This window comes from Peribacillus sp. TH14 (genome assembly GCF_016651145.1).
GTDB classification, from domain to species: domain Bacteria; phylum Bacillota; class Bacilli; order Bacillales; family DSM-1321; genus Peribacillus; species Peribacillus butanolivorans.
The window spans coordinates 5,476,715-5,502,462 of sequence record NZ_JAEKEK010000001.1; the positions used below are offsets into that span (position 1 = coordinate 5,476,715).

23 protein-coding genes and 2 riboswitches are annotated in these 25,748 nt (G+C 38.3%); of the genes, 6 read left to right on the forward strand and 17 right to left on the reverse strand.

Annotated features, from left to right (window positions below; all coding sequences use genetic code 11):
- Positions 1-28 precede the first annotated feature (28 nt).
- From JFU50_RS26315 to JFU50_RS26330, 4 genes are all read right to left on the reverse strand, one after another.
- Positions 29-1,192: a thiolase domain-containing protein gene (locus JFU50_RS26315; RefSeq protein ID WP_201224817.1), complete on the reverse strand. Its 1,164-nt coding sequence runs from the start codon at positions 1,190-1,192 to the stop codon at positions 29-31.
- Positions 1,193-1,319: 127 nt separating this feature from the next.
- Complete coding sequence (locus JFU50_RS26320) at positions 1,320-2,315, reverse strand: phosphotriesterase family protein (protein ID WP_201224818.1); 996 nt, start codon at positions 2,313-2,315, stop codon at positions 1,320-1,322.
- A gap of 20 nt (positions 2,316-2,335) precedes the next feature.
- Positions 2,336-3,376, reverse strand: a complete 1,041-nt coding sequence (locus JFU50_RS26325; RefSeq protein WP_201224819.1) for a phosphotriesterase family protein — start codon at positions 3,374-3,376, stop codon at positions 2,336-2,338.
- 73 nt (positions 3,377-3,449) lie between these two features.
- Positions 3,450-3,665: a hypothetical protein gene (locus tag JFU50_RS26330; protein ID WP_201224820.1), complete on the reverse strand. Its 216-nt coding sequence runs from the start codon at positions 3,663-3,665 to the stop codon at positions 3,450-3,452.
- A gap of 287 nt (positions 3,666-3,952) precedes the next feature.
- Between JFU50_RS26330 and JFU50_RS26335 the strand changes: the two genes are divergently transcribed.
- Positions 3,953-4,876: a LysR family transcriptional regulator gene (locus JFU50_RS26335; protein ID WP_201224821.1), complete on the forward strand. Its 924-nt coding sequence runs from the start codon at positions 3,953-3,955 to the stop codon at positions 4,874-4,876.
- Between the two features lie 289 nt (positions 4,877-5,165).
- On the opposite strand, the gene tatC is transcribed toward JFU50_RS26335, so the two are convergent.
- From tatC to JFU50_RS26350, 3 genes are all read right to left on the reverse strand, one after another.
- Positions 5,166-5,900, reverse strand: a complete 735-nt coding sequence (gene tatC / locus JFU50_RS26340) for a twin-arginine translocase subunit TatC (protein ID WP_201224822.1) — start codon at positions 5,898-5,900, stop codon at positions 5,166-5,168.
- A 220-nt stretch (positions 5,901-6,120) separates the two neighbouring features.
- On the reverse strand, positions 6,121-6,333 hold the full coding sequence (locus JFU50_RS26345) for a twin-arginine translocase TatA/TatE family subunit (protein ID WP_201224823.1): 213 nt from the start codon (positions 6,331-6,333) through the stop codon (positions 6,121-6,123).
- A gap of 84 nt (positions 6,334-6,417) precedes the next feature.
- Positions 6,418-8,166 carry an alkaline phosphatase D family protein gene (locus tag JFU50_RS26350; protein WP_201224824.1) on the reverse strand — a complete coding sequence of 583 codons (1,749 nt, stop codon included), beginning with the start codon at positions 8,164-8,166 and terminating at the stop codon, positions 6,418-6,420.
- Positions 8,167-8,989: 823 nt separating this feature from the next.
- Here JFU50_RS26350 and JFU50_RS26355 point away from each other — a divergent pair.
- Positions 8,990-9,835, forward strand: coding sequence for a beta-propeller fold lactonase family protein (locus tag JFU50_RS26355; RefSeq protein WP_242489106.1), 846 nt, complete (start codon positions 8,990-8,992; stop codon positions 9,833-9,835).
- 125 nt (positions 9,836-9,960) lie between these two features.
- Complete coding sequence (locus JFU50_RS26360) at positions 9,961-10,356, forward strand: COG4315 family predicted lipoprotein (RefSeq protein WP_342366328.1); 396 nt, start codon at positions 9,961-9,963, stop codon at positions 10,354-10,356.
- 582 nt (positions 10,357-10,938) lie between these two features.
- Here the strand turns inward: JFU50_RS26360 and nikE are convergent.
- From nikE to nikA, 5 genes are read right to left on the reverse strand one after another with little or no spacing between them, the layout of a single operon-like run.
- On the reverse strand, positions 10,939-11,733 hold the full coding sequence (gene nikE / locus JFU50_RS26365) for a nickel import ATP-binding protein NikE (RefSeq protein WP_201224825.1): 795 nt from the start codon (positions 11,731-11,733) through the stop codon (positions 10,939-10,941).
- A gap of 19 nt (positions 11,734-11,752) precedes the next feature.
- Positions 11,753-12,724, reverse strand: a complete 972-nt coding sequence (locus JFU50_RS26370) for an ABC transporter ATP-binding protein (RefSeq protein ID WP_201224826.1) — start codon at positions 12,722-12,724, stop codon at positions 11,753-11,755.
- A gap of 15 nt (positions 12,725-12,739) precedes the next feature.
- Entirely contained in the window at positions 12,740-13,570 is an 831-nt protein-coding gene (gene nikC / locus JFU50_RS26375; RefSeq protein ID WP_201224827.1) for a nickel transporter permease, read from the reverse strand.
- Between the two features lie 2 nt (positions 13,571-13,572).
- Complete coding sequence (gene nikB, locus JFU50_RS26380) at positions 13,573-14,511, reverse strand: nickel ABC transporter permease (protein ID WP_201180925.1); 939 nt, start codon at positions 14,509-14,511, stop codon at positions 13,573-13,575.
- Positions 14,512-14,547: 36 nt separating this feature from the next.
- Positions 14,548-16,179 carry a nickel ABC transporter substrate-binding protein gene (gene nikA / locus JFU50_RS26385; RefSeq protein WP_201224828.1) on the reverse strand — a complete coding sequence of 544 codons (1,632 nt, stop codon included), beginning with the start codon at positions 16,177-16,179 and terminating at the stop codon, positions 14,548-14,550.
- A gap of 155 nt (positions 16,180-16,334) precedes the next feature.
- Positions 16,335-16,523, reverse strand: a riboswitch (cobalamin riboswitch).
- A gap of 583 nt (positions 16,524-17,106) precedes the next feature.
- Between nikA and JFU50_RS26390 the strand changes: the two genes are divergently transcribed.
- Entirely contained in the window at positions 17,107-17,277 is a 171-nt protein-coding gene (locus JFU50_RS26390; protein WP_201225195.1) for an aspartyl-phosphate phosphatase Spo0E family protein, read from the forward strand.
- 151 nt (positions 17,278-17,428) lie between these two features.
- Here the strand turns inward: JFU50_RS26390 and JFU50_RS26395 are convergent, their stop codons facing one another.
- From JFU50_RS26395 to JFU50_RS26410, 4 genes are all read right to left on the reverse strand, one after another.
- The gene (locus JFU50_RS26395; RefSeq protein WP_201225196.1) at positions 17,429-19,822 is read right to left on the reverse strand and encodes a heavy metal translocating P-type ATPase; all 2,394 of its coding nucleotides are present in this window, start codon (positions 19,820-19,822) and stop codon (positions 17,429-17,431) included.
- A 104-nt stretch (positions 19,823-19,926) separates the two neighbouring features.
- Entirely contained in the window at positions 19,927-20,133 is a 207-nt protein-coding gene (gene copZ / locus JFU50_RS26400; RefSeq protein WP_053345683.1) for a copper chaperone CopZ, read from the reverse strand.
- 16 nt (positions 20,134-20,149) lie between these two features.
- The gene (locus JFU50_RS26405) at positions 20,150-20,506 is read right to left on the reverse strand and encodes a metal-sensitive transcriptional regulator (protein WP_201224829.1); all 357 of its coding nucleotides are present in this window, start codon (positions 20,504-20,506) and stop codon (positions 20,150-20,152) included.
- A 430-nt stretch (positions 20,507-20,936) separates the two neighbouring features.
- Positions 20,937-22,130: a nucleoside transporter C-terminal domain-containing protein gene (locus tag JFU50_RS26410; protein WP_053345682.1), complete on the reverse strand. Its 1,194-nt coding sequence runs from the start codon at positions 22,128-22,130 to the stop codon at positions 20,937-20,939.
- A gap of 219 nt (positions 22,131-22,349) precedes the next feature.
- Positions 22,350-22,453, reverse strand: a riboswitch (purine riboswitch).
- 706 nt (positions 22,454-23,159) lie between these two features.
- Between JFU50_RS26410 and JFU50_RS26415 the strand changes: the two genes are divergently transcribed.
- Together JFU50_RS26415 and JFU50_RS26420 are read left to right on the forward strand one after the other, a co-directional pair.
- Positions 23,160-24,041 carry a permease gene (locus JFU50_RS26415; RefSeq protein WP_446728150.1) on the forward strand — a complete coding sequence of 294 codons (882 nt, stop codon included), beginning with the start codon at positions 23,160-23,162 and terminating at the stop codon, positions 24,039-24,041.
- A 14-nt stretch (positions 24,042-24,055) separates the two neighbouring features.
- Positions 24,056-24,892, forward strand: coding sequence for a TIGR03943 family putative permease subunit (locus tag JFU50_RS26420; protein ID WP_201224830.1), 837 nt, complete (start codon positions 24,056-24,058; stop codon positions 24,890-24,892).
- A 378-nt stretch (positions 24,893-25,270) separates the two neighbouring features.
- Here the strand turns inward: JFU50_RS26420 and JFU50_RS26425 are convergent, their stop codons facing one another.
- Positions 25,271-25,432 (reverse strand): hypothetical protein, encoded by a 162-nt coding sequence (locus JFU50_RS26425; RefSeq protein ID WP_157444477.1) that lies wholly within the window; start codon positions 25,430-25,432, stop codon positions 25,271-25,273.
- Positions 25,433-25,748: the final 316 nt, after the last annotated feature.

Here is a 25,748-nt window from a genome sequence, read left to right on the forward strand (position 1 = left end):
TCTATCTTGATATTGAGTTCCCATTCTACTACACCCTCTCCATGATCAGTGTTGCACTACCGTGACGGCTTGATAGTCCGCCACCAGTACCATGAGCTAACGCAATGTCACAATTTTCCACCTGCACTTGCGGGTGTGCTTCGCCACGTAGCTGACGGACAGCCTCTATCACTTTAATGATGCCACCTCGGCTTGCTGGGTGATTGTTATTTAACCCGCCACCATCCGTATTGATTGGGAGCTTACCTACTCCTGAAATCAGGTTCCCATCAGCGACGAATTTTCCACCCTCGCCTTTTTCACAAAAACCTAAGTCTTCAAGTTGCATTAACACCGTAATTGTGAAGCTATCATAAATGGACGCATACTTAATATCTTGAGGTGTAACCCCAGCCTCCTCAAAGGCTCTAGGCCCTGACCAAATAGCGCCTGTATACGTAAGATCCGTTTTGCCGCCAAGTAATCCTTTAGGTGCTTCGCCACAACCCATCACTCGGACAAGTGGACGCTTCAGACTTTTGGCAATCTCGGGTTTTACGACAACTAAAGCACCGCCACCGTCACTTACTACACAGCAATCCAGTTTATGTAATGGATCAGCAATTATAGGGGACTCAAGTACGTCCTGAACCGTCACTAAATCACGCAGCATTGCGTTTGAATTATGCCTGGCATGATGTGAAGCTGCGACTTTGACCCATGCTAATTGTTCACTCGTCGTGCCATATTCATGCATATGACGCATTGTAGCCATCGCGTACTCATTGACAGCAGTCGGTCCAAAAGGAAGCTCAAACGGTGTATCTGGAACATTTGCACCAACGATCTTCTGTTTGACACCACTTCTGCCCTCTGAACGTGGACGACCCGCCATTGTAATTAATGCAACATTACATTTTCCAGCTGCGATTGCATGTGCAGCATGGGAAACATGGGCAATGTACGATGACCCGCCAGTGTCTGTACCATCTACATGCCGTACATTGAGACCTAAATAATCGACCATAGACAGCACACCACCCGGAGCGTCACCGGCACAAAAATATCCGTCTACATCTGCAAATGCTAGTCCAGCATCTTCTAATGCACCTTTCGCACATTCTGCATGTAAAGCAGCAACGGATTTATTCGGAGCCTTACGCAGTGGGTGCTCGAACGCCCCTGCAATATAGGCCAATCCTTTAATACTCATATTCGTTATCCTCCCGCTATGTTGTTCAACTATTTTCCGAAATCATATCTCGTCACTTTTCACAGATCAAGGCGAGTAATTAAAGTGGAGTGTAGGCTTCTAGAATCAGAAGCAGAAACTGCCCTTCTTAGGCCTTTTGTGTTAACACTACCGTTTTCACGAATGAACGAGGTTTTTGCATAGTTAGGATTTTCGCAGGATTGTGTACTAAAAGTTGTTCAAATATTTCTTCACCAACACCCGCTTTACGAAGATCTGGTAAGAATTCTTCAAACAGGTAGTTTACTGAATGTCCTTTTAATCCTGGCCAGCCAAGAGCACAGCAGTTGGCATCAGCTGAAATAAGTGCACGGTCAACAAAACCTTTATTAAGGAAACGAAGGAAATGCTCAACACGATCTTGACGAGGACGTGACCAATATGGTGAACTTTCCATCTCACTGTCATAGCCAATTGTATCGAAGCCTACCCATCCACCTAATTCTGCAATCATCGTATCACGGTCTTCATCGAGATATCCGCCATCATCAGCATGCCCCATAAGTACGCGATCAAGTGGTAAGCCTTCTTCATCGAAGATTGCAATTGCAGATTCAGCATCTACGCATAAATGTGTAATAATTGGGACACCCGTTTGTAATGCTGCACGTGCAGCTGCACGGTAAATGCGTTTATCAAGTTCGCTTAGTTTACCACCGCGACTTACCCCTACTTTAATAGCGCCAGCTTTTGCGCTCGTGCCGTCAATACCAACTGTAATTTCATGGATGAATAAATCCGTAAGATATTCGACTGGTTTGTTACGGAAATATGGTAGAGCTGAGTCACCTGCTACAAAGCCTGTAACAGCAATAATATTGACCCCTGTTTTTCGTGAAAGCACTTGGAAATATTCGACATCGCGTCCGTTTCCAATCCCTGTACAGTCTACGAATGTTTTACCGCCGTGTTCACGGAAGCGACGTAACTTTTGTACTGTAACATCAAACGCTTCTTCAGGTTTTTTCCACCATTGTGTATCTAGGTCACATCCAGGTAGACCGAATCCAACATGCTCGTGCATTGCCGTAATCCCTAAGTCTTCCGTCGCGATTGGCCCTAAAATCGTATTTACCTTACCCATCCTTTATTCACTCCTCACGTTTAGTTTTGCTCTGTTACCATAACAGATTCTTTTTCTGTAGCTGCTGAAGCATCAACAGTAATTACACGTTGTGGGTTTTCTTCTAATAAAATGCGAATTTGTTCATCAGTTACACCTACTCTACGTAGGGTTGGAACAAATTTTGTTAGTAAGTAATCGAAACCAAGCTCTTTTGCATCATGACCTTTTGCAACGCCAATTGCATTTGTTGAAATTAGGACACAATCACCAAAACCTTCTTTAAATAACGCTAAAATTAACTTTGCACGTTCTTCATCGTTCACGTAGCCTTCGTTTGTAGCCCAACCAACATGGTCTAATGCCACCATGGCACCGTAACGCGCAACAGCGAATGCTTCTTTACGGCGGACAGCATCTAGACGGTCAAGCCCTCCGATGATGACACGGTTTGGTGCAATGCCTTCACCTAATAAAATTTCTAGATCATTTACAGCATCCGCGCCGTATTGAACTGATACAGGTACTCCTGTTGCGAGAGCTGCTTGTGCAGATCCACGGAAAAGATTAATTTCTTTTTCTGTAATACCACTTTGACTTGCGATTGACGTCACTAATCCTGCTGAACTTGAACGTTCAATACGTGGTACAACGATTCCTTCTGTCACCTCTTTTGCGAACAAATCAGCAAATTGTTCTGCTGACCATGGTGTAGGCGGATTCTTTTGTGGTGTAACAAAGTATCCACTTAACATCGGCTCAGGTCCTAAACCTGTTGACGCTACGATATGTATACCTGTTGTTCTAGAAAGAGTTTCATAAAGCTTTACGTCACGACCGTGGAACATACCGCTACGATCTACAATTGTTTTTCCACCAAGTCTACGAAATTCAGTAAGCTCACGCTTTAATTCCTCAAATATCTTACTTCTATCCATATCGATCTCTGGTGCATACTCCGCACCAGGCATCACAGAAAGAAGTGATTCATGAATAAGCACAACACCTAGTTCTTGAGCAGGCACTAGTCCAAGAACAGTACGAACAACGCCTGAACTTTTTTCTTGTAAATTATCTAGCATTGTAAAACCTCCTATCATTTAATAGTTCTTCACCTTAGAGGTGTCGAAGGCGGTGATTTAGTTGAAAAGAGAATCACTTAAACATCGCTTTCTTTTCCGATAAAACAGCTTCAACTGCTGCTAATAAAGCCGAAACTTCTGCAACCCGAGCAGCCATATCAACTGTTCGATGTTTGGAAACGTATACATTTTTAAGTAAAAATGTAATGCTTCCGGTTCCCCTTTGCACAACGGTTTTCCATGTTTTTTGAATTTGGAAACGGAGCAAAAAAAGAAGCAATCGTGGCATCAAGATTTTTCTCCCATACTTCACTCTGGGTATCTTCAGGAAAGTAAGCTAGCATCCATGAATGCCTTATTGCTCGTTTCATGTTTACTCCCACTTCATACTCAGGTATCGAGCTTTCGTCTTGTTCTTCCATAACTAAAATATATATAAAACCTCTTATTTTTGGAAATATCAAAAAATAATCATGGTAATAACCTTTTCCTTATAACGTTTGTTTATTTTTCAGATTCCAATTATAATAAATTCATAATCTTATGAATTTTCAAGTAGTACAGGGGAGATTGGGGATGGACATTCGTCCATTGCGTTATTTTATTGCAGTTGCTGAACACTTAAATTTCACGGTAGCATCAAAGGAATTGTTTGTAGCACAACCTGCTGTGAGTCAACAGATCGCCCTTTTAGAAAAAAAATTAGGTGTAAAACTTTTCCTTCGAGATAAACATTCCGTTCAATTGACCAACGCTGGAGCTGTTTTTTTGAAAGATGCAAAGGAGATCATAAAGAAGCTTGAAGAGTCGATTGAAAATGTCCAGCAAGCTGAGGAAGGGTTAATTGGGACACTTAATATAGGATTATTGAGCATACCCGTGAGAGAATTTTTGCCCCTTTTGATTCGAAAATTCAGACGCAAACACCCAAATGTAAAAATAAGGTTGAGCTATTATCAAGTTGGGCAAATGATTGAGAAATTAAAATCCGATGAACTAGACATAGCTTTCACACTTTCACTTGGGTTACAAAGTATTGGTGGACTGGAATACAAAACTTTATGGCCTCAATCCCATTGTATTATCCTAAATCAAGACCACCCCCTTGCGAATAGAGCGAGTATCAACATTTCGGAATTAGCCCATGAACCTTTTGTCATGCTGGACAGGCATGAAGCTCCTCCAGGTTTTGATTTATTGCTGGCTGCATGTGCCAATCATGGTTTCTCTCCAAACTTGGTTAGCACAGCTTCACGGATTGAAGCAGTGTACATGATGGTGGATTCAGATATCGGCATTACCATTCTTCCGAAATATCTACAGCTATACGCTCCTCCTACACTTCGTTTTATTGACATTGAAGGAGACAATCTTAAATTTGATGTTTTGGCTTCTTGGAAGAAAATAAATAAGAATCCTACTTTATCTTTATTTATTGAAGAACTAGAGTTGATGCACTCACAACAAATAGTTGATCCCTACAAAAAAACCACTCCCTAATGATAATGATAGGAAGTGGTTTTTGCTATTGATATAAATTATTAACATGACAACTTGACAAAATAAGTGAAAAACCGGGGAGAATTAGTCTTAACTATTTCTCCGATGCATGGCTTAATAGCCTTACATCATGCTGCCCATTCCTCCATATTAGGCAGGCCCAAGCCACCTGCACCAACAGGTTCTGGTTTAGCTTCTGTTTCCTAAGAAGCTAGGAATTCCCCTGCTGGTTTAAGAGACTATGGGAATAAGATGATCCATTCAATAATGGACGTGCTGAATTTCCCTGTCATGTAACAGGAAACGCTGATTGCTCTCTTAAAAGCCTTTTTCGATAAACAATATTAGACAGCTGTACACTAACTTCATAAAGAACAAGCAAAGGGACAATAACCAAAATGTCCGAAATTAAATCCGGGGGCGTAATCAGGATTGATACGATAACCAGGGCAAAATAAGAAATCTTACGTGACTTTTTCAGCCTTGTAGGATTTAATATTCCTAATCTTGTTAGGAACATGACCACAAGCGGCATTTCAAATAAAATACCAAATGGTAAAATCAAGTTAATCATAAACCGAAAATATTTTTCCGCAGTAAACATCATCTCGAACTGCCCAGCGGAAAGTGAAGTCAGAAACCCTAAAACAATAGGAAATAACACAAAATATCCAAAAGAGATTCCTATGATAAATAAGATGAATAACCCAGGGATAAAACGAAATGTAACCTTCCTCTCCTCAGGTTTCAATGCAGGTGCTACAAAGCGCCATACCTGAAATGCAGCTAGCGGAATAGTTGCAGCTATTGCACATACAGCAGCGATAATCATATAGACCCACAGGATCTCACTTGGACCGAGAACTGCAAGTTTTCCTTCTAAATCCTTAATAAGCAGTTCATATATATCCTGTACGAATATGAAACTCAATATGAAGAAAGCAACAAAACCTATCAGAGTTTTTATAATTCTGCTTCGGAGTTCCTCCATATGCTCAATAACGTGCGAATCCTTGCTTTCCATATTTGCTCCTCCTTTTTTGGTCACTTTGCGTACAAACCAATAGCCCCCGAGTGGTGGCAAGAATTTTATAATATAGCTTGAAGAAAAAAAAACACGGAAATACTATTTAAGCTCCGTCTAGTCTGAATTTCTTTTGAACTTATTGGCAACAACTATTACAATATTGACGACATACAAAGAAGCAGACGAGTCTCCCCGCCCGCTATCTCATCATTCCTATTTATCCCTCTTTTTTAACAGCTGTCACTTCAGAATTATTCTCTTTTTCTTCCTCTTTATCTGAATCAGATACTAATCCTTTGGTTGCACCTTTGAATTCTGATAAAGTGCGTCCAAAAGCCCGACCGATTTCCGGCAGCTTGGAGGGTCCAAAAATGATTAGAGCAATAACGAGCACGATGACCAACCCAGGAATTCCGATATTTGAAAGCATTCTCAGACCCACTCCTTTTTAGATACTTTTCCATTTTATATATGTTAACTATTATTAACCTTCAAGTATCACTCTGGATAACTATTAATTAGTGACTTTCCCCCGCTTGTTCACCCTTTGTTTTTCATGTGCACGATTATGGGCGCGCGTACGATCTTCTTCGACTTCATTAGTTTTTTGAACTCCTTCAGCAACTATGGCTGATGATACTTTTCTGAGTCCAGCTTGATCTTTATCAAAAACAAAGGATGCTCTTGTTGAAATATCTGCCCCAGGCTCTGTTACGAATGGAACCACACGGTAATCCGCCCTCCATTGCTCTGGTGTTACCTTGCATCGGACGTACCCACGGTAATCATTGAAGAATTTAATATGTGGATTTTGGCTTAATATTTTGTCAGTATCTGCTCGTTTGTCTGCCCCGTTTCCACCAGATGTGATGGATGTACCGACAAATTCCACACCGAAAGTCTTTGAGTTTGGATCATTGAAATCAGTTTTTAAATTGGAAGCCCAGCTAGCATGTACATCACCGGTCAATACGACCAGATTTTCAATGTTTTTGCTTTTTACTACATCTATCAAACGGTCGCGTGCAGCCGGATAACCATCCCAAGAATCCATACTATATTTTGGAGCAGTAGGTGTTCCATAATTCCGCTGTGCAAAGAATATCTGCTGAGGAAGCACATTCCACTTTGTTTTTGAATTCGAAAGATTCTCAGTTAGCCACTGCTCCTGCTCTGGTCCGAGTAATGAACGCTTCGGATCAAGAGACTCTGGCGTTTGCGGTGAGCTACCATCTCCGTTTGCCTGATCATCACGGTATTGACGTGAATCAAGTACAAAGAAAGAAGCCAGGTCACCATATGAGAAATTCCGGTATAAACGCATATCAGCCCCCTTTGGCAATGACGATTTACGAAGTGGCATATGCTCGTAGTAAGCCTGATAAGCAGCTGCCCTGCGTTTGATAAATGCCTCCACTGATTGTCCCTTTTCCGGAATTACATTTGCATAGTTGTTTTCAACTTCATGGTCATCCCATGTCACGACCCATGGGAATGCAGCATGCGCTGCTTTTAAATGTATATCAGAACGGTATTGAGCGTATCTGTTTCGATAGTCCTCAAGTGTAATAATCTCCGGACTGTTATGTACACGGACATTACCCGTAGATGAAACATATTCATTTGGACCGTACTCATATATGTAATCTCCAAGGTGAAAGACAAGATCAAGATCTTCTTTTGCCAAATGTTTATAAGCTGTATAATAGCCATGTTCAAATTGTTGGCATGAAACAAAAGCGAATGTCAGACTAGAAACACTGGAACCTAATAACGGAAGTGTTTTCGTTTTCCCTGTCTGGCTTACTTCCCCTCCACTTTTAAAACGGTAAAAATAAACCTTGTCAGGTTTTAACCCGCTTACTTCCACATGGACAGAGTGACCCAGTTCTGGCCTGGCTATTTCCTTGCCATTCTTTACAATTTTTCTAAAATGCTCATCCTTTGCAATTTCCCATTTAACTGAAACAGCTTCATGAGGCATTCCCCCGCCATTCAACGGATCTGGAGCCAACCTTGTCCATAAAACAACACTATCTGAGAGTGGATCACCAGATGATACACCAAGAGTAAATGGATAATCGCTGAATTTTGGGGCAGCATTTACCTCAATCCCTCCCATTGATTGCGCAAGGGCAAGACCCAATGAAAGTCCGGCAAGCTTACTCGCTCCCTGAATAAAATTCCGGCGGTCCATATTTTTGCCTAAGCTTTCTTCGCTCCAATTCTTAATCAATTCATCCATAGCTTTTTCATTCTTCATTGATCTTTCCCCTCCTATATAATTCTTTGAATCTGGTTTTAGTATAGGGGGACTTTTTAAAAGACATATTAAGGAATGTAAATCACTAATTTTTAAATCAGGTATTTAGATACGGGACTTTGGAACCCCATAAACAAAAAAACAATATGACTTAACCATTCATTAATCAATTTCCATAATATTCTACATAAGTTGACAGTCTTTTTTCCTAATTTTCTTTATAAATCCTTTATTTAATCGTTACAAATAGGTTTCAGTTCGATTAGGTTGCATCTATTAATACTTCATATTATGTGATAATCGTATCTCAAAAACCGAAGGATACTGTCGTCTTTGAAGTTTCATTCCCCTCGATCTGCAAATCATTTTCGCACCCCAAACGACAAAATCTGAGCTTTCTGCTTTTCTTTATTTCGCTTAATGACATTAACTTAAGTCCATGTCCAGAATTGCAGGCTCACATATCATTTTTAGGTCAAATGTACGTGACTTTATTTTCCCCTTCCAGATAAGTGTAGAAGAAAACGTTTCCTGAAAGAGTCTATCAACATATCAAAATCGCAATTAAACTGGATCCAATACAATTCACTCTAAACATGAATCATAAATTTTTTAATAATAATCAAACCAATATCCTCCTCTATACGTTTATTTATAGTAAAGGGAGCAAAATTACAGCTCGATTAAAAAATTTCGAAGGAAGGTGGTTAAGAATCTGTCGCAAATTGACATATATTTAATTCTCCTGCTTATCAATCTGGCTTAAGTCTTAAAGGATCGTATTTTAACATTTATCAAGAAAATAATTTCACGGGGTGAAGAAATGTTGAAAAAAATGAAGTTTATAAGTGTATGGATTATAGCCTTACTAACTGTGGTTATTCTACCAAATGTAATTGGTGCTTCTTCTACTAAAAGTAAAATTCCAGTGTCAGAGACAGGCTTTGACACCCACATCACCAACAATTCCCTTGCCGTAAGTCCGGATGAGCAAATAGCAGTTGTCTCAGATAGCCGTGAACAATCCGTCCTAGTCTATGATCTTACAAAAGGCAAGCTGCGCAAAAAGATCGACGGCTTTGGTTCACCGAGAAACATCGTGTTTATTGATGGCGGCTCCGAGTTTGTCGTCTCAGACAGCACGCTCGGTACGCTTCGTTTTTACAGCACAAAAAACTTCACCTTGAAAGATGAAGTCGTCGTTGGTCCAGGTGCATTCGGGACTGCTGTCAGCCCTGATGGAAAGATATTGTATGTGAACAATCAAGCACACAATTCTGTCACTTTCGTGGATTTGGAAAAACGAAAACCGATGGCCGTCATTACCGGTTTCGCCCAACCAAGACAAGGCATAAAAGTCTCTCCAGATGGAAAATACATCTTTGTCACGAACTTTCAAGGAGATAAAGTATCCATCGTTGATGCCGCAACACAGAAAATCATTCGTGAAATATCAGGTTTCTCTATGATTCGCGGAATTTCGATCACTGCTGATGGAGGTACATTGTATGCCGCGAACAGCGGACGCAACAGCATTTCCGCAGTTGATACACTTGACGGCAATATAAAGAGTGAAATCAAAGTGGGTCGTGAGCCATATGGTGCTTCTCTTTCGCCTGATAACAAGCTCCTTTTTGCAAGTAATAAAGCTGCAATACGATTGACGTAATCAATGTCGCTGATCACCGCGTAGTTAAAACAATTGACGGTTTCAATGAACCCAGACAAGCAATTGTCTTTAGCCACGACGGGGACCGGGCTTATGTATTAAATCGGGATCTCTCTATTGCACGTGTGAATGTTAAGACCTTCTCCATCACGGATATAATTCAGAATGAGTCAAAAAAGTACAAGCTTAAAAGGCTAAGATCAGACAAAGTAGGGACATATTTAGCAGACCAAGAAGGAATGACCCTTTATTATTTCACAAAAGATGATTCTACCGTCAGTAATTGCAAAGGTCAATGTAGTGAAATTTGGCCACCTTTCCATGCAGATAACATTATCTCCGCTAAAGGATTCAACAAAAAAGAGTTTAATACTATCATAAGAGATGACGGACAAAAGCAAACAACTTATAAAGGGCATCCACTTTATTACTTTGTGAAAGATAAGCAGGCCGGTGATATAAATGGACAAGGCGTCAATAATGTCTGGTTTGTTTTAGGCAAAAAGGTTTTTGAGGAATAATTACGTTGAAAAATAGTTTTGTTTCATAAAAAATGGTCCTAAAGTATAATAAATGTCACTTTTTTATTCTAGAATTTGCTTAGCGCATTTTTCCCGCAAAAAAACTGCCGAGACCCCTTATATAAAGACTGAAAAAAAGCTGAACAGTATATTGCTGAACGTTTTTAATGAAGTACCGTTATACCAAACCGAATAAGCTGTTGTTTTTGAATAAAGATTGTTAATAGTGGTTACTTATTATTGGAGAAAACTCTAAAAAATTCTAGCCACCTTCTAATGATAGGTGGCTTTGTTTTATTCGAATAAGGTACTGGTTTATAGTCTTCATAAAATTTTAACTTGATGGTGATAGATTCTGCCGACAAAACACAGATATTATACGCTATCGCGTTTTTCACTTTAGACCCCATTAAAGAATAAATCGGCACTTATATTATTGATAAAAACAACGGAGAACGGAATCCCATATAGATGTACCAGTATAAGAGATGGAATGGCTTTACACCGGAGCTTAAACACTTGATTTTTCAGATATTCCGTTACTAACCTAATTTCCCACATCACAAACCTATAATTAACGCATCACAATATTCCCGGATATGGAGGCAGCACAGATGACAATAACTTTTTTGAAACAGGATGTTTTAATCGTTCAATTTGTTCCAAATCATCTAACCATTCAACAACCTCACCATTGTACATTACCGCTAGACGGTCTGCGATGTAATTGACTGCCTGTAAATCATGGGAAATAAAGAGATATGAAAGTTGAAACTCTTCTTTTAATTGTGCCAAAAGATTTAATATTTGTACTTGAACAAGAACATCTAAAGCACTTACAGCCTCATCAAGAATAATTAACTTTGGCTTTAAGGCAATCGCTCTTGCGATATTGATTCTTTGTAGCTGTCCTCCACTGAACTGGTGTGGGTATTTACGAATATCTTCCGGGCATAACCCAACGATCTCCAAAAGCTCCTGTACTTTCTTTTTCTCTTGAACAGACGTAAGCCTTTCGTAATTTCTTAACGGCTCAGCAATGATCTCCCCTACCGTTAGTCTTGGGTTAACAGCGCTATAACAATCTTGAAAGACAACTTGCAGATTTCGCCGTAACTCCTTTAATTCTTTTGCCTTTAAACAATAAAGGCTCTTCCCCTGAAACCATACCTCTCCCTGATCCGGCTTTTCCAGTCCCAGAATAATTTTGCCCAGGGTACTCTTTCCAGATCCACTTTCTCCAACAAGGCCTAAACATACTCCTTCTTCCATAGTTAGAGAGATGCTCTTAATGGCTTCAACAGATTTACGCTTCCCAAAAATAGGGTTCCCCAACAAGTATGTTTTCTTTATTCCTTTCAACTCAAGCAAGCTCACTCTTCATCCACCTAACTCTTTATCTTGATTTTACACATCGTACTAGATGGTCTTTTTCATACTCTTTAAATTCAAGATTATAACTAGAACATGTATAATCTGCGTCCTCACATCGTTCTAAAAAAGGGCATGTTTTTTCACTATTTATTAAATAGGGGCGCGAAACGCTGGCACGTTTTTCAATCTTTATCTTTCTTCTTGTTAATCCAAGTCTGGATTCTAACAAGACTTTGGTATACGGGTGCATTGGGCGATTTAACAACTTCAACACTGGTGCTTTCTCAACGATATAGCCGCCATACATTACAGCTACTTCGTCAGCTAACTGAGCAATCACCCCTAAATCATGTGATACTAATAAAATGCATGTATTGTATTCTTTCCTTAACTTATCCAACTGTTTCAAAACCTGGAGTTGGTTTGTCGAATCAAGTGCAGTCGTCGGCTCATCAGCAATGATGATAGATGGACTTAAAGACATGGTAATCGCAATCATAACCCGTTGCAGCATCCCGCCGCTTAGCTGAAACGGATATTGCTTCAAGACATTCTCTGGATTAGGCAGGTCCGTTTTTTCTAAATACTCCACAGCCATTTTCCGCGCTTGCTGCTTCGTTATGGGCAAATGAGTTCTAAGTGTTTCAATAAAATGCCGCCCTATCGTCCTCACAGGATTAAAGGCGATCATAGGGTTTTGCATAATCATAGCGATCTCACTACCCCGTACTTTCCTTAAGTCTTCTGTGGAAACATTTAAAAGATCAATATTTTTAAACTTGATACTCCCTTGTACCACCTTTGCCTTTTCAGGTAAAAGATTTAACAAAGACATGCATGTCATCGTTTTCCCTGATCCACTTTCTCCGACAAGGCCCAACACTTTCCCAGCCTCCAGCTTAAAACTGACATCATGGACAGTTTGAGTCACTCCATACGGTGTCGTTACAATAACATTCAATTTGTCTACAGTTAGAATGGGGTCTTGTCCCATCTTCCATCCTCCCTTCTATTCCTTTTTTAGGTCTAGAGCATCCCTCAAAGCTTCGCCAAACAAGTTAAAAGCAATCACAACGATGAAGATCATCATCCCAGGGTACAGCATCAATGAAGGGGTTTCTCTAAAAAATGGCTTACTATCATTGATCATCATTCCCCACTCTGCATCTGGAGGCTGTATGCCAAGACCTAGAAAAGAGAGACCAGAAATTGCCAAAATAACTCCTCCGATGTCCATAAAGATTAATACAACAACTTGAGAGATGATGGCAGGTAAGATATGTTTGATGATAATGCTACTCCTTGGTGTCCCGCATATTTTGGCTGCTAAGACAAAGTTTTGCTCCTTTACACTAAGTACCATACCTCGAATGACGCGTGCATAAAAAACCCATTGGACAAGCACCATCGCCAAAATCAGATTGCCAAGACTCGGTCCTAAAATTCCGACTAAAGCAAGGGACAGAAGAAAGCTTGGGAATGCCATGAGTATGTCACACATTCTCATGAAGAGATAATCAACCTTACCCCCTATAAAGCCTGCATAAATACCAAGTGGGATACTAATAATTATCATTAATCCCATGACAAGGAAAGCTGTTCCCAACGAGGTTCGTGTTCCATAGATTAATCGGGACAAAATACATCTCCCTAAATGATCAGTCCCCAATGGAAACTGAGAGGAGGGCCCTTGCAGCTTCTGAACGATATCAATCAAGTTCGGATCATTAGGAGCCAAAAAAGGAGCAAAAAGAGCCAATACTGTCAGGAAGGAAATAATCATGATGCTGATCATCATGAGCTTATGTGTCATCAGCTTTCGTTTCACGTTTTGCACCACTCTTATTTCTCTCCCTCCCAGCGTATACGAGGATCCAGGAAAGAATATGTAAGATCCACAAGAAGATTACAGACCACAAAGATCACGCCCATAAATAATACACACCCCTGAATCATCGGATAATCTTGATTTAATATAGATGTGACAAATAACTGTCCCATGCCGGGCCAAGCAAAAATTGTTTCAACAATAACCGCTCCGCTTAGCATGTTACCGAAGCTCATGCCAAGTCCAGTTACCACAGGTAGTAAGGACTTTTTTAAGACATGCCTGATAACGATTAGTCTTTGACGCAACCCTCTCGCTCTAGCATAAACAACAAATGGCTCATTCAAATTTCCCAGCATGCTAGCCCGAAGCAATCGCATATACGTACCTATATACGCAAAAGCCAATGTCAAGGAAGGAAGCACTAGATGAGCCAAAGTCCCCCTTCCCAATACAGGAAATAAATCTAACTTTACTGATAAAAAATAGATCAAGAGAAAGCCAAGCCAAAAGGTTGGCATAGAGACACTTACAAAGGCTAGTATTCTGCTAAACTGATCAACAAATTTCCCCTTGTAAATAGCAGAAATCATTCCTAAGGGTAAACTAATAAAAACAATAAAGATAAGCGAAGCAATTGTTAATTGAACTGTTGGGAAGAAATGTACCACAATTTCTTCCCATACAGAGTTATTGGACACATAAGACATCCCTAAATCCAATTGCAACACTTTTCCCAGCCACTCAAAATACTGGACATATAAAGGCTTGTTTAATCCAAGCTCAACTCGAAGGGCTGCCACTGTCTCATCCGTAGGAGGTATATGTGACGCCCTTAAGTAAGCTACTGCCGGATCTCCAGGAATTAAGTGAAGCAAGATAAAAGTGATGAGCGAAATTCCTAATAAAATTGGAATTAAACTTGTGAGACGTTTAAAAATAAACCAACTCATGTAGCACTCCTTAAGTTGTTTTTAAGTATCCCCACTTCAATTAACGTCAATTGAAGTTAAAGGGACCTCAGCTTCTTGAGGTAAAAAATCTACTCCACTAATGTTTTTTTGATACACTGCTATATTAGACTGATAAGATATCGGTAAATAAATTGCTTGTTCGTGCAATGTCGTTAATATTTCTGAATACAGTATTTTTCTCTCTTCTTCGTCTGTAGTTAATAATACTTTCTTAATTTTCTGGTCTATTTCTTTTTTTACTGGCAACCCTAATTGAGCGTTATAATCTGGACCACCATTTTCCGTATTTGTCGTCATAGAAGCTAAATAGGAATGTGGATCAAATGGTACAGCCCAAGTAGATGTAAATAATAAATCAAATTGACCTTGAAATGCATTTGTCCAAAAAGTATTAGTTTCTTGACTAGTCAACTTAACATCTATTCCTAGCTTTCTAAAATCACCTTGGGTAAATTCTGCGATTGACTTTTGGATGTTGTCTGTACTATTAAACAGTAATTCCAATTGCAATTCTTTTCCGTCTTTTTCTCTAAATGGTTTCCCCTTCACTTGTTTCCATCCGGCTTCATCCAATAACTGTTTTGCTTTTTCTGCATCATATTCATATGGCTTTATATTAATTTTCGTGTATGGCAAAGTAGGTGGAAACAAAGTATCAGCCTTTTTTTCCATACCATAAAAGATCTTATCAATAACAGCCTGTTTATTAAAAGCATGTTGGAGAGCTAACCGAACTTTAAGGTCTTTAGTCGCTTCTCTGTTTGAATTAAGAAGAAGCGTTCTTGTAGCTGTAGGTTCTGACAATTTGGTTTCATATTGCCCTGAATTCTTCAAAAATTGGAATGAATCTTGGCTTATGACTCCGTTTCCAAAAATAAAGTCGAGTTCTTTTTTCTCAAAAGCTAATACTCTTGACTCACCGTCAGTAATGACTTTAACAACCACCTTATCTACTTTAGGTTTAGTACCCCAATACTGTTCATTCCTTTTAAAAACTGCAAACTCATTTTTCTTATATTCGCTCAATACCCACGGTCCTGTGCCAATCGGAGACTTGAGTCCGTCCTTAAATGTGTTTTGACTGTCAGGAAAAGCAGCTTCTCCTACAAATCTCAACGGTCTGATGTAAGTTAGTTCTTGAAGAGTTGGATAATACGCGTTGTTCAAAATAAGTTTAAATGTATATTCATCTATTATTTCAGTACCTTTGATTTGGTTAATTAATTCCACCCATTCATGTTGTTTGCGATTATCTAAAATGGTATCAAAGTTTTTCTTAACGATTGCAGCATTAAAGAGGGAACCATCGGAAAATTTAACATCTTTCCTCAGATGGAATATATATTCTTTTCCATCTTTCGATATATCCCAGCTCTCTGCAAGCCAAGGCTGAATTTCTCCGCCTTCACCGTAATAAACTAGGGATTCATATACCATAGCCTGGGAAAAAAACTCATTCGGAAAATATGTGTGTGGATTTAAGTCACCTATATCCCCAGGCCATGAAAAAGTAACAACTTTTTGTTTATCTTTATTTGATGTATTTTCTTGATCTATTGTTGTGTTGCTGCAACCAGTAACAAAAATTGTGAAAATTACTAGTAGTCCAACAAAAGAATGGAATAAATTAGACCGTTTTAAAAACATGTTTTCCCACCTTCAATTATGGAATTTTATCTATTTGAAAAATTACGAAATATAAAAAAGCATTTCCAACCAGATTTAACGGTCAGAAATGCTTATAGTTTAAGAACAAATTCGTCTTCTAGCACTCTAACACCTCCCTATCTCCCGTAGGTTTAACAGCATTTTTAGAACGGGCAGGTTTTCTGACTTAGGTTCATCATCTCCATGCGTCTTCCCGGATATTATCCAGTGACTTTCTTGCATAGGACTCACCATTACAGCGGCGGGACCGTGCCGGATTTTGCACCGGCTTCCCTTTTAAATATTCGCTTTTAAACGAATATACCCATTCCAATACTATATGAAATTTTCCTTCATCTTCATAGTAAATAATAGAGCTTGTCTATCCTAAAATTATTTTGTCGAAACCATTTGTTACTTCTTAACACTTTATTAGTTTCATCTCTAAGTAATTTTTGATAAACCCAGCTACTAATCCTATCCATCTAGCAATAAACGAAATACAGTTAGTAAAAAGGAGAATAAACAGGTTCTCTTTAAAATTCAACAAATATTAAATTCTCCTAAATTATACAGTTTTACGAATACAACTCACTCAAAATGGAGATATTCACTATATGAAAATAAAATCAAAAAAAGTTTACCTAATACAAATTATATTCTTTATTGCAAATTTATGCTATATCAAATTAAAGTCCTGATGTTTTTTAACGGCTCGTTATGTATGGAAGTAATAATTTTATATGAATAGTTATCTGTAATTACATATATCGAATGATAGTGAGGAAGATTTGTATTGCTCCCGCCAGAATTTGTTTACTTTTAATAAGTAAGTACTTACTATAATATTTAAAATCATCCTAATTTATGTAATAATAAATATACTACAATAAAGGAAAGGTTTTGAGGGGATTTTCGTTGGAAAGTATGGAACTGCTACATAATAAAATAGAGACAATGAGGAAAGAATTAATAAATACAGCCCTGAAACATGGATTCACCTCACCAAAAACATTATATTTGAGCCAAGAACTTGATAAACTCTTGAATATACTTGTGCATGAACAGGAGTCGCTAACTCCAATAGGCCTTCAATAAGATGTAAGGGTGCTTCTCCACTAAGTAAGTATGCTGTGTCTTGTAAGTCAAATTAGTGGAAAACAAGCAACTATAAATATCAACAGAACTATTTAACAGAGACTAAAAAAAGCATTGATACGAGTACCAATGCTTCTCCAAAATATTAATTTTATCTTTTAAGCTTTACCCTTTGCAGTCGAAGTGCATTTATTACAACGGATACAGAACTAAATGCCATGGCAGCACCTGCTAACCAAGGGGCAAGTAGCCCAATAGCCGCAATCGGTATTCCTATTACGTTATAGGCAAAGGCCCAGAACAGGTTTTGTTTAATATTTCGCATGGTTTTTCTACTCATGTGAATAGCATCTGCAATGCTGTTTAAATCCCCACGAATTAAAGTAATATCCGCAGCTTCCATGGCCACGTCTGTCCCCGTCCCGATAGCCATACCAATATCAGCTAGGGCAAGTGCTGGTGCATCATTGATTCCATCTCCAACCATAGCCACTTTCTTTCCAGCTGCTTGAAGTTTTTTCACTTCTTCCGCTTTCCCTTCAGGAAGTACTTCCGCAATGACCTGGTCAATGCCAACTTGGTTTCCTATGGCATGAGCAGTCCTTTGATTATCACCCGTTATCATGATGACCAGAATATCCATCTCTTTTAACCTTTTTATGGCTGTTTGAGAAGTATCTTTTATGGTATCCGCCACAGCAATAAGACCTGCATATTCACCATCAATGCTAGCCAGCATCGCGGTTTTACCTTGCCCTTCAAGGTCTTCCATGGCCGGTAGTGCATTTGTAATATCCACGTTATTTTGCTTCATTAATTTCCGTGTTCCCACCAGTAACACTTTTTGATCCACTACAGCTTTTACCCCGTAACCTGGAATAGCTTCGAACTCCTGAACCAATCCAAGTGATATTTTTCTTTCTTGAATTCCTTGAACAATTGATTGTGCAAGTGGGTGTTCAGATTGTTTTTCAGCGGCCCCGATAAGAGATAAAAAGTGTTGTTCACCCATTCCATTTTCGATGAGGACATCGGTTAACACTGGTGTACCATTAGTAACAGTTCCCGTTTTGTCTAAAATAACCGTATCAATATGGTGAGTAGTTTCCAGGTGTTCTCCGCCTTTAAATAAAATACCGAACTCTGCGGCACGCCCTGACCCGGCCATGATTGATGTTGGAGTAGCCAAACCTAAAGCACACGGGCAAGCTATTACAAGTACCGCAATCATCGCTTCAAAAGCTGGTGTAAATTCACCAGGATTAACCCAGATCATCCATACGAGAAAAGTTAAAAGGGCGATTCCGACAACAATGGGTACGAAAACACCAGAAATTTGGTCAGCGAGCCTTTGAATTGGAGCTTTAGACCCTTGAGCGTCTTCTACCACCTTGATGATTTGCGAAAGAGCGGTATCTCTTCCGATTTTTGTGGCCTTCATTTTGAGAAAACCATTTTTATTCAGGGTTGAACCAATCGCGGTATCTCCCATGCTTTTATCTACTGGAATGCTTTCTCCTGTTAACATGGATTCATCGACGGCAGAGTTCCCTTCGATGACCTCTCCATCCACCGGGATTTTTTCACCTGGCTTCACCAAAACTGTATCTCCAACAATGACTTCTTCTAGAGGTATTTCGCGCTCTTCACCATTCCTCAGCACCAACGCTGTTTTGGCCTGAAGTCCCATCAATTTTTTAATGGCTTCTGATGAACGTCCTTTTGCTTTTGCTTCAAAGAGCTTCCCTAAAAGAATGAGGGTGATAAGGATGGCACTAGTTTCAAAATATAGTTGTGCAGTATGGTGGTGGACTCCAATGGCGATGATCGATTGATAGACACTATAAAAATAGGCAGCGGACGTTCCCATTGCAACTAAAACATCCATATTCGCACTTTTGTTTTTCAAAGCCTTATATGCCCCTACATAGAATTGCTTACCAATGATGAATTGCACAGGCGTTGCGAACGCCATTTGCACCCATGGGTTCATGAGGAAATCCGGCATATAAATAAACGAAGTAAAACTAAAATGACTTACCATCGCCCATAACAACGGGAATGACAAAATTACGGCAAAAATAAATTTTCTCTTTTGTTTTTGAATTTCTTTCTGGCGAAAATCCACCGATTCCTTGTTATCATCCTTGATGATCGCCCCGTAGCCCAACTTTTCAACTCGTTGAATAATATCAATTGGGGAAGCTTCAGAAGGATCATATTCAACGGTCGCGTTTTCAAGTGCCAGGTTTACATTGGCCTTGGATACTCCATCCATCTTATTTAGCCCTTTTTCAATTCGTGTTGCACAGGCCGCGCAGGTCATTCCCGTAATGGTAAACTCTTTTTTCTCTTTTACCACATCATAGCCAAGATCTTGAATTTTCTTTTCAAAGTCCTGGGTACTTAACTTTTCTGTATCATAAGTAATGACTGATTTTTCAAGGGCCAAATTAACAGTGGCCTCTTCAACACCTTCCATTCTATTTAACCCTTTTTCAATTCGTGTTGCACAGGCCGCGCAGGTCATTCCTGAAATTTGCATACTTGTTTCTTTTATATGTTTGCTCACTTTATCCCCGCCCCTTTATACCACCATGGGGTATAATATATTGTAAAAAAGAAGTGCTTTAAAAGCACCCTTATTCCTTATTCAACATCGTAGCCTTGATCATCAATGGTTTCTTTTATTTTTTCAAGTGATACTTTTTCATTATCAAACGCAACATCTACTTTTCCTGCGTCTAAATGTACTTTTACACTTTCTACACCCGAAAGCTTTCCTACATTCCCTTCAACTGCATTCACACAATGACCACATGACATTCCAGTTACCTTCAATGTTACGTTTTCCACCCTAATCACTTCTCCTTTATTTTTTCATTAATTTTTGTATCGTTACTAGCACTTCGTCAATGACCTCGGTATCCCCATCATTCAGTCGGTCTACTACACAATTTCTTAAATGACCTTCTAATAAAATCTTTGCCACACTATTCATGGCACTTTGTGTCGCAGCTATCTGGGTAATAACATCATCACAATAAGTATCTTTTTCGATAAGACCCTTAATACCTCGAATTTGACCTTCGATACGATTTAAGCGGGTCGTTAAATTCTTTTTCACTACTTCAGAGTGATGACTTTTTCGGCCGTGGGAAGAGGTAATACAGCATTCGCCATTTTCATCTTCAATGAACGAACCTTGCTCATTTATTTTTTTATCCATCTCTCACCCCTCCTTAAAATCATAATACCATACCCCCCTATCCTATGTAAAGAGAGAAGCTTATGTGTCAATATTTCTTTATTCTTTGCTTTTGAAGGATATCTATTCCTTAGAAATCTGTTTAACAAAACCACACACAAAATACCCCATGTGAAGCTAAACAAAGGGTTGAACTAACTGAGTCTTCTAGCGATGCAAATAAAAACACTCATCTCCGGAGAAATGAGTGTTTTTAGGTCCTACCACACTAGGCTGGAATAATCCTGATTAAGTTCAACGGGTTTCTATTTTTCACCTGCAAGTTCGTTGTCTGTTCTAAAATTGTAGTTAACACACCGAAATTAATAGATATATTTGTTTTCAAATAAAGAGTGGTCTTACTACGTACCTTTTAGTTGATTACACGAAAAAGTCATATGTTTTTTAATGATTACCAAACAAATAATCCTACAATCATAGCACTTAACAAGGAAACAGCCATCCCGCTAAGCAACAGCTTCCAAACATTCCGACCGATTATGTTCGATTTCTCATCATTAAGGATGGAATTGAATGTTCCATAAATCATGCCTACTGTACTGAAGTTGGCAAATGACGTCAGATAAGTGACAGCAACAGCTACTGTATGCGGGGGTAGTGTACTGATTTTATCCTTTAAATCGAGCAAGGCAACGAACTCATTCGTGGCAAGCTTGATTCCCATCAATTGAGCGACATACATGGCATCATGTCCAGTTAATCCAAGCAGGAATGCAAATGGACTAAAAATCACAGAGAAGATTTTTTGAATGGTCAGGCCATCCACAAAGAAACCAAATATCCCATTCAAGCTTGCTGTTAACGCCACATAACCGATAACCATTGCCATGATGACGAAAACCATCTTGGCTCCCACTAGCATGCTGTTAGAAATGGTGGAAAAGAAATCTTTACGTTCCTCTTTAGTAGGAACATAAACGACATCTTCTTCTTTACTGACACTGACTGGGTTGAGCATGTTTGCAATCAGCAAGGCATTTAAACAGTTTAAAGGAATGGCGACAAATACATATGTTGCAGGTACCATGGATAAATATGCTCCAATAATGGAACCACTGATACTACTCATACTCATGATTCCAAATGTCAATAAACGCTGATCTTTAATCGCAGCGAGTTGAATCCGGAGAACGGCAAGTGCCTCTGTATTTCCAAGAAACATCATCTGGATGGAAAAGAAACTTTCAAGTTTTGGCAATCTAGACACTTTTGAAATGAGCCATCCTACTTTATCGATAATCCATGTGAGTATACCGAAATACGATAAAATATCAAAAAACGTTATAATAAAAATAATTGGCATTAAGGCACTGAAAAAGAAATCAACTTGCTCATTTGCCATAACAGAAGGAAAGACAAAAGAAATCCCTTCATTTGCACATGAAATCAACCAAGTAAAGAAAGATGCAATTTGATTAATGACCCATGCCCCTATTTTAGTCGATAACATAAACCAAGTAATAAGTAACTCTAACACTAACAAGCTAAGAATGGCTTTCCAATTAACATTTCTTTTATTAGGTGAACAAAGGTAAACGATGCCCATCACAACTAAAACACCTAGTATATTCAACAAAAAATACATGCTATCATCCCCTTTGATTTATCTTTTCCAATTTTTTTAATATAAAAAGCATTATTTAATATAAAAAGCCCTTATTTTTCACACTTTCAGCCACAGGACAGAAAGAATGAAAAATAAGAGCTTTTAAAAACAAAGTATCTTGAGTCAAATAAGAACCTTTTATAAGTAGCAATATCAAACTTACTTAGGGAACGAGTGACTAAATACCTGTTAGGCCTCTTTTATTTCATACTTCCCTGTAGTCCGGCATTTTTAAGGCGACCAGGTAGAAACTATCAGACCATTTACACTGATATTATACAAGGATATTAATTTAACGCGTTTTATAGGAATGAGTAACATTGTAAATTAATTTATTTGTAAATACAATACACTTTCTAATAATCCGAATTATTATATTAATATATTTTTTCAGATAATTAACGAAGGAAATTTATTGTTCCACCATCAATTCATCTCCTTTACATTAATGTCTATTACTTATTCTACTCAATAATATTAGTTGTTAATTACTTATAAGGAGCAAAGTCAGCAACAATCAGCTGAAAGTAAATATTACAAATAAAAGGCTAAAACCCTTGATACATCAAGGATTTTAGCCTTTCCAATAAGTAGTCCTGTAATGGAATTGAATAAATAGAGTTCATTAAAGTAAGTCTAGACTTCATAAAAAGCTACCGTCTTTATTATATCTTTTCTATACATTCTCAACATTCACCAACGTTATAATCCTCCCGATTCATAGATTGTTGAAATGGCTCTGCGTGACTGATCCTAATGTTTACAGAACTTTGCAAAATCATGCTTTGGTATAAAAAATACCACTTTGACCATTCCAGCGGTAAAAAGTTGCTTCTCTCGTATACCTGTTAACCTTCCTTTTAAACCTGGATACACTCCGTAAATATTCCTACTTTATCTATATTCTCTTACTCAATCAACTTCTGGACTGTTATTCCAGAAATAAAAAATTGACTTCCCTGTATAACAAAACTAATATGGATAAGTCAGCTTTATGGAAGGTGGTTTATGATGAACTATCAGGCACTTTTGCAAATGAATACCATTTTTATTAGCATCCTAATTGAATCCCTTCCCTTCATCCTATTGGGAGTCCTTATATCTGGAATAATCCAAATGTTTGTGTCTGAAGAGATGATTGCAAAGATTATACCGAAAAACCCAGTCTTGTCTGTCTTATACGCAATAGGTGCAGGAGTCTTATTTCTTGCATGCGAGTGTGGAATTGTCCCGATTACCCGCCGCTTAATTGCTAAAGGTGTTCCTCTTTCAGCGGCCATTGCCTTTATGCTTTCTGCACCTATTCTTAATCCAATTGTTCTGTTTTCCACTTATATTGCGTTTGGGAATAGTTGGAGTATGGTTTTCTATCGTGGCGGAATTGCATTTTTGGTCGTCATTATTATTGCATTCATCCTATCCTTTCAATTTAAAACTAATCAACTGAAACATGATCATATAGGACATACACATCACCATTCTCATACATTTAAAGACAAAGTAAAAGGAATGTTTAGACACTCGATTGAAGAGTTCTTTTCTGTAGGAAAATATTTAATTATTGGCGCACTTCTGGCAGCTGCCATTCAAACCTTTTTGAAAACATCCCTATTGCTTGAAATTGGTCAAGGAAATCTATCTGGGAATGTAGTAATGATGGCTTTGTCTTATGTCATGTCCTTGTGTTCTCAAGCAGACGCCTTTGTTGCAAGTTCTTTTAGAAGTACCTTTTCGACCTCTTCTCTAGTTGCTTTTCTTGTATTTGGGGCCATGTTCGATATCAAAAATACGATAATGCTTTTAGGTACGTTTAAAACAAAATTTGTTTTATGCTTGATGGCCTATATTTTTATTTCCGTACTTGGCTTAACTTTATTGTTTATTTCTTAAAGAGGGTGTTATATATGGTTCGTTTATTTATATTACTTGGACTTACTTTTTTATTTATGCATTTACACGCCTCAGGGAATATATCGAAATATATTAATATGGAGTACTCTTATGTTTCACAGATTGCTATCTATATACTTGCTATTTTTACGTTAATGGGCTCTTACCTTTATTTAAAAGAAGGAGATCAAGAAGAGTGTGAAGAGTGTCATCGAGGACATGATCACTCTCATGAAAACAAGGTATGGAAAAAAATCCTTACTTACTCGCTATTTTTGATTCCCATTTTCACCGGCCTTTTTCTGCCTGTTGCCACAATGGATTCAAATATCGTAGAAAAAAAAGGATTTCATTTCCCAGTATACGATGACACAGATGAATATAGTCAGCATCAATTTCTGCAGCCTGATACGAGTCTTTATTATGGTAAGGATGACTATTTAACTTTAATGGACCAGTCGCTCCAAAACTTAGTCGAACATAATAGTCTTCATTTAACCGACGAAAACTACCTTACCGATTTAGAAGCCATCTATTACTCTCCTGGAAAGTTCACCGGTAAACAAATTACGTTAACCGGATTTTCCTACAATTCAGAGGATGTAGCCAAAAACCAAGTATTTCTGTTTCGTTTCGGTATCATTCACTGTGTCGCAGATTCTGGGGCATTCGGTATGTTAATCGAATTTCCGGAAGGGATGAATCCTAAAAATGATGAGTGGTATTCCGTGACAGGAGAATTAGAAACCATTTATTATCAGCCATTTAAGAAGACCATTCCGATACTCAAAGTATCATCATATAATAAAACCGTTGAACCTAAGGATCCATATGTATATAGACAATATTAGGAGCTTAGCCATTAAAAGGTAAGGATACGATATCCTTACCTTTCTTTGTGGTGAAAACCTATAAAGATACAACAGATTACTCCAATCTTCGCTTTGTAATTTAATATCTCTATCCCTGTGTTTTCCCTTTAGATTTAAATAGCCTTTAAAGAGGATAAAATGAGCTTTCTTTAATCCCGGAGATTTCTTTCGTTCTTATCCAATGCTTTAGTCACTTTTTGAACGAAGTTGTACTTATCAACAATGGTCTATGCTTTAGGAAAAGTTATCCAAAATCTATTTAGTACAAGACAAAAAAGAGCAATCTTAAGATTACTCTCTCTTTTGTTTATGAGTTTTTATATTCTATTTGCAAACTGAGTTTGTATATAAACCTATTCATTTCATAAAAAGATTGGCTCTCATTACCTCTAATATACGTCTGCTTTGTAAATAATCTTGTTCCCGTTCTTGTTCAACCTTTATACGTTGCTCCAGTTTTTGAGCATATTGTGCATAACCGATCCCATGAGCCCGAAACATAGCTTTTTCCATTGCCAACGTGTACGTTAAATCGAGAAAATTAATGAAGAATCAATCCTTTCTATATTTAATATCGTACACATCCTATCATTGAATGAGAAAACATGCAAAGCTGCTCTGGACCTATATTTACTGATAATCGGGCTTCTAAACGATTGGTCTTCATTCAGTGCATGTAAACGCCATATCCCTCCATCTCCCTTTATTTCCCTTTTACGCAACATATATTTTTACATTCTTTTCTTCATCTTTTAATATAAGTGACTTAATAAAATCTTAAAGGTATGGTCTTCAAAGTGATGATCAAAAATGTATATTTCCTCTATATTTGATA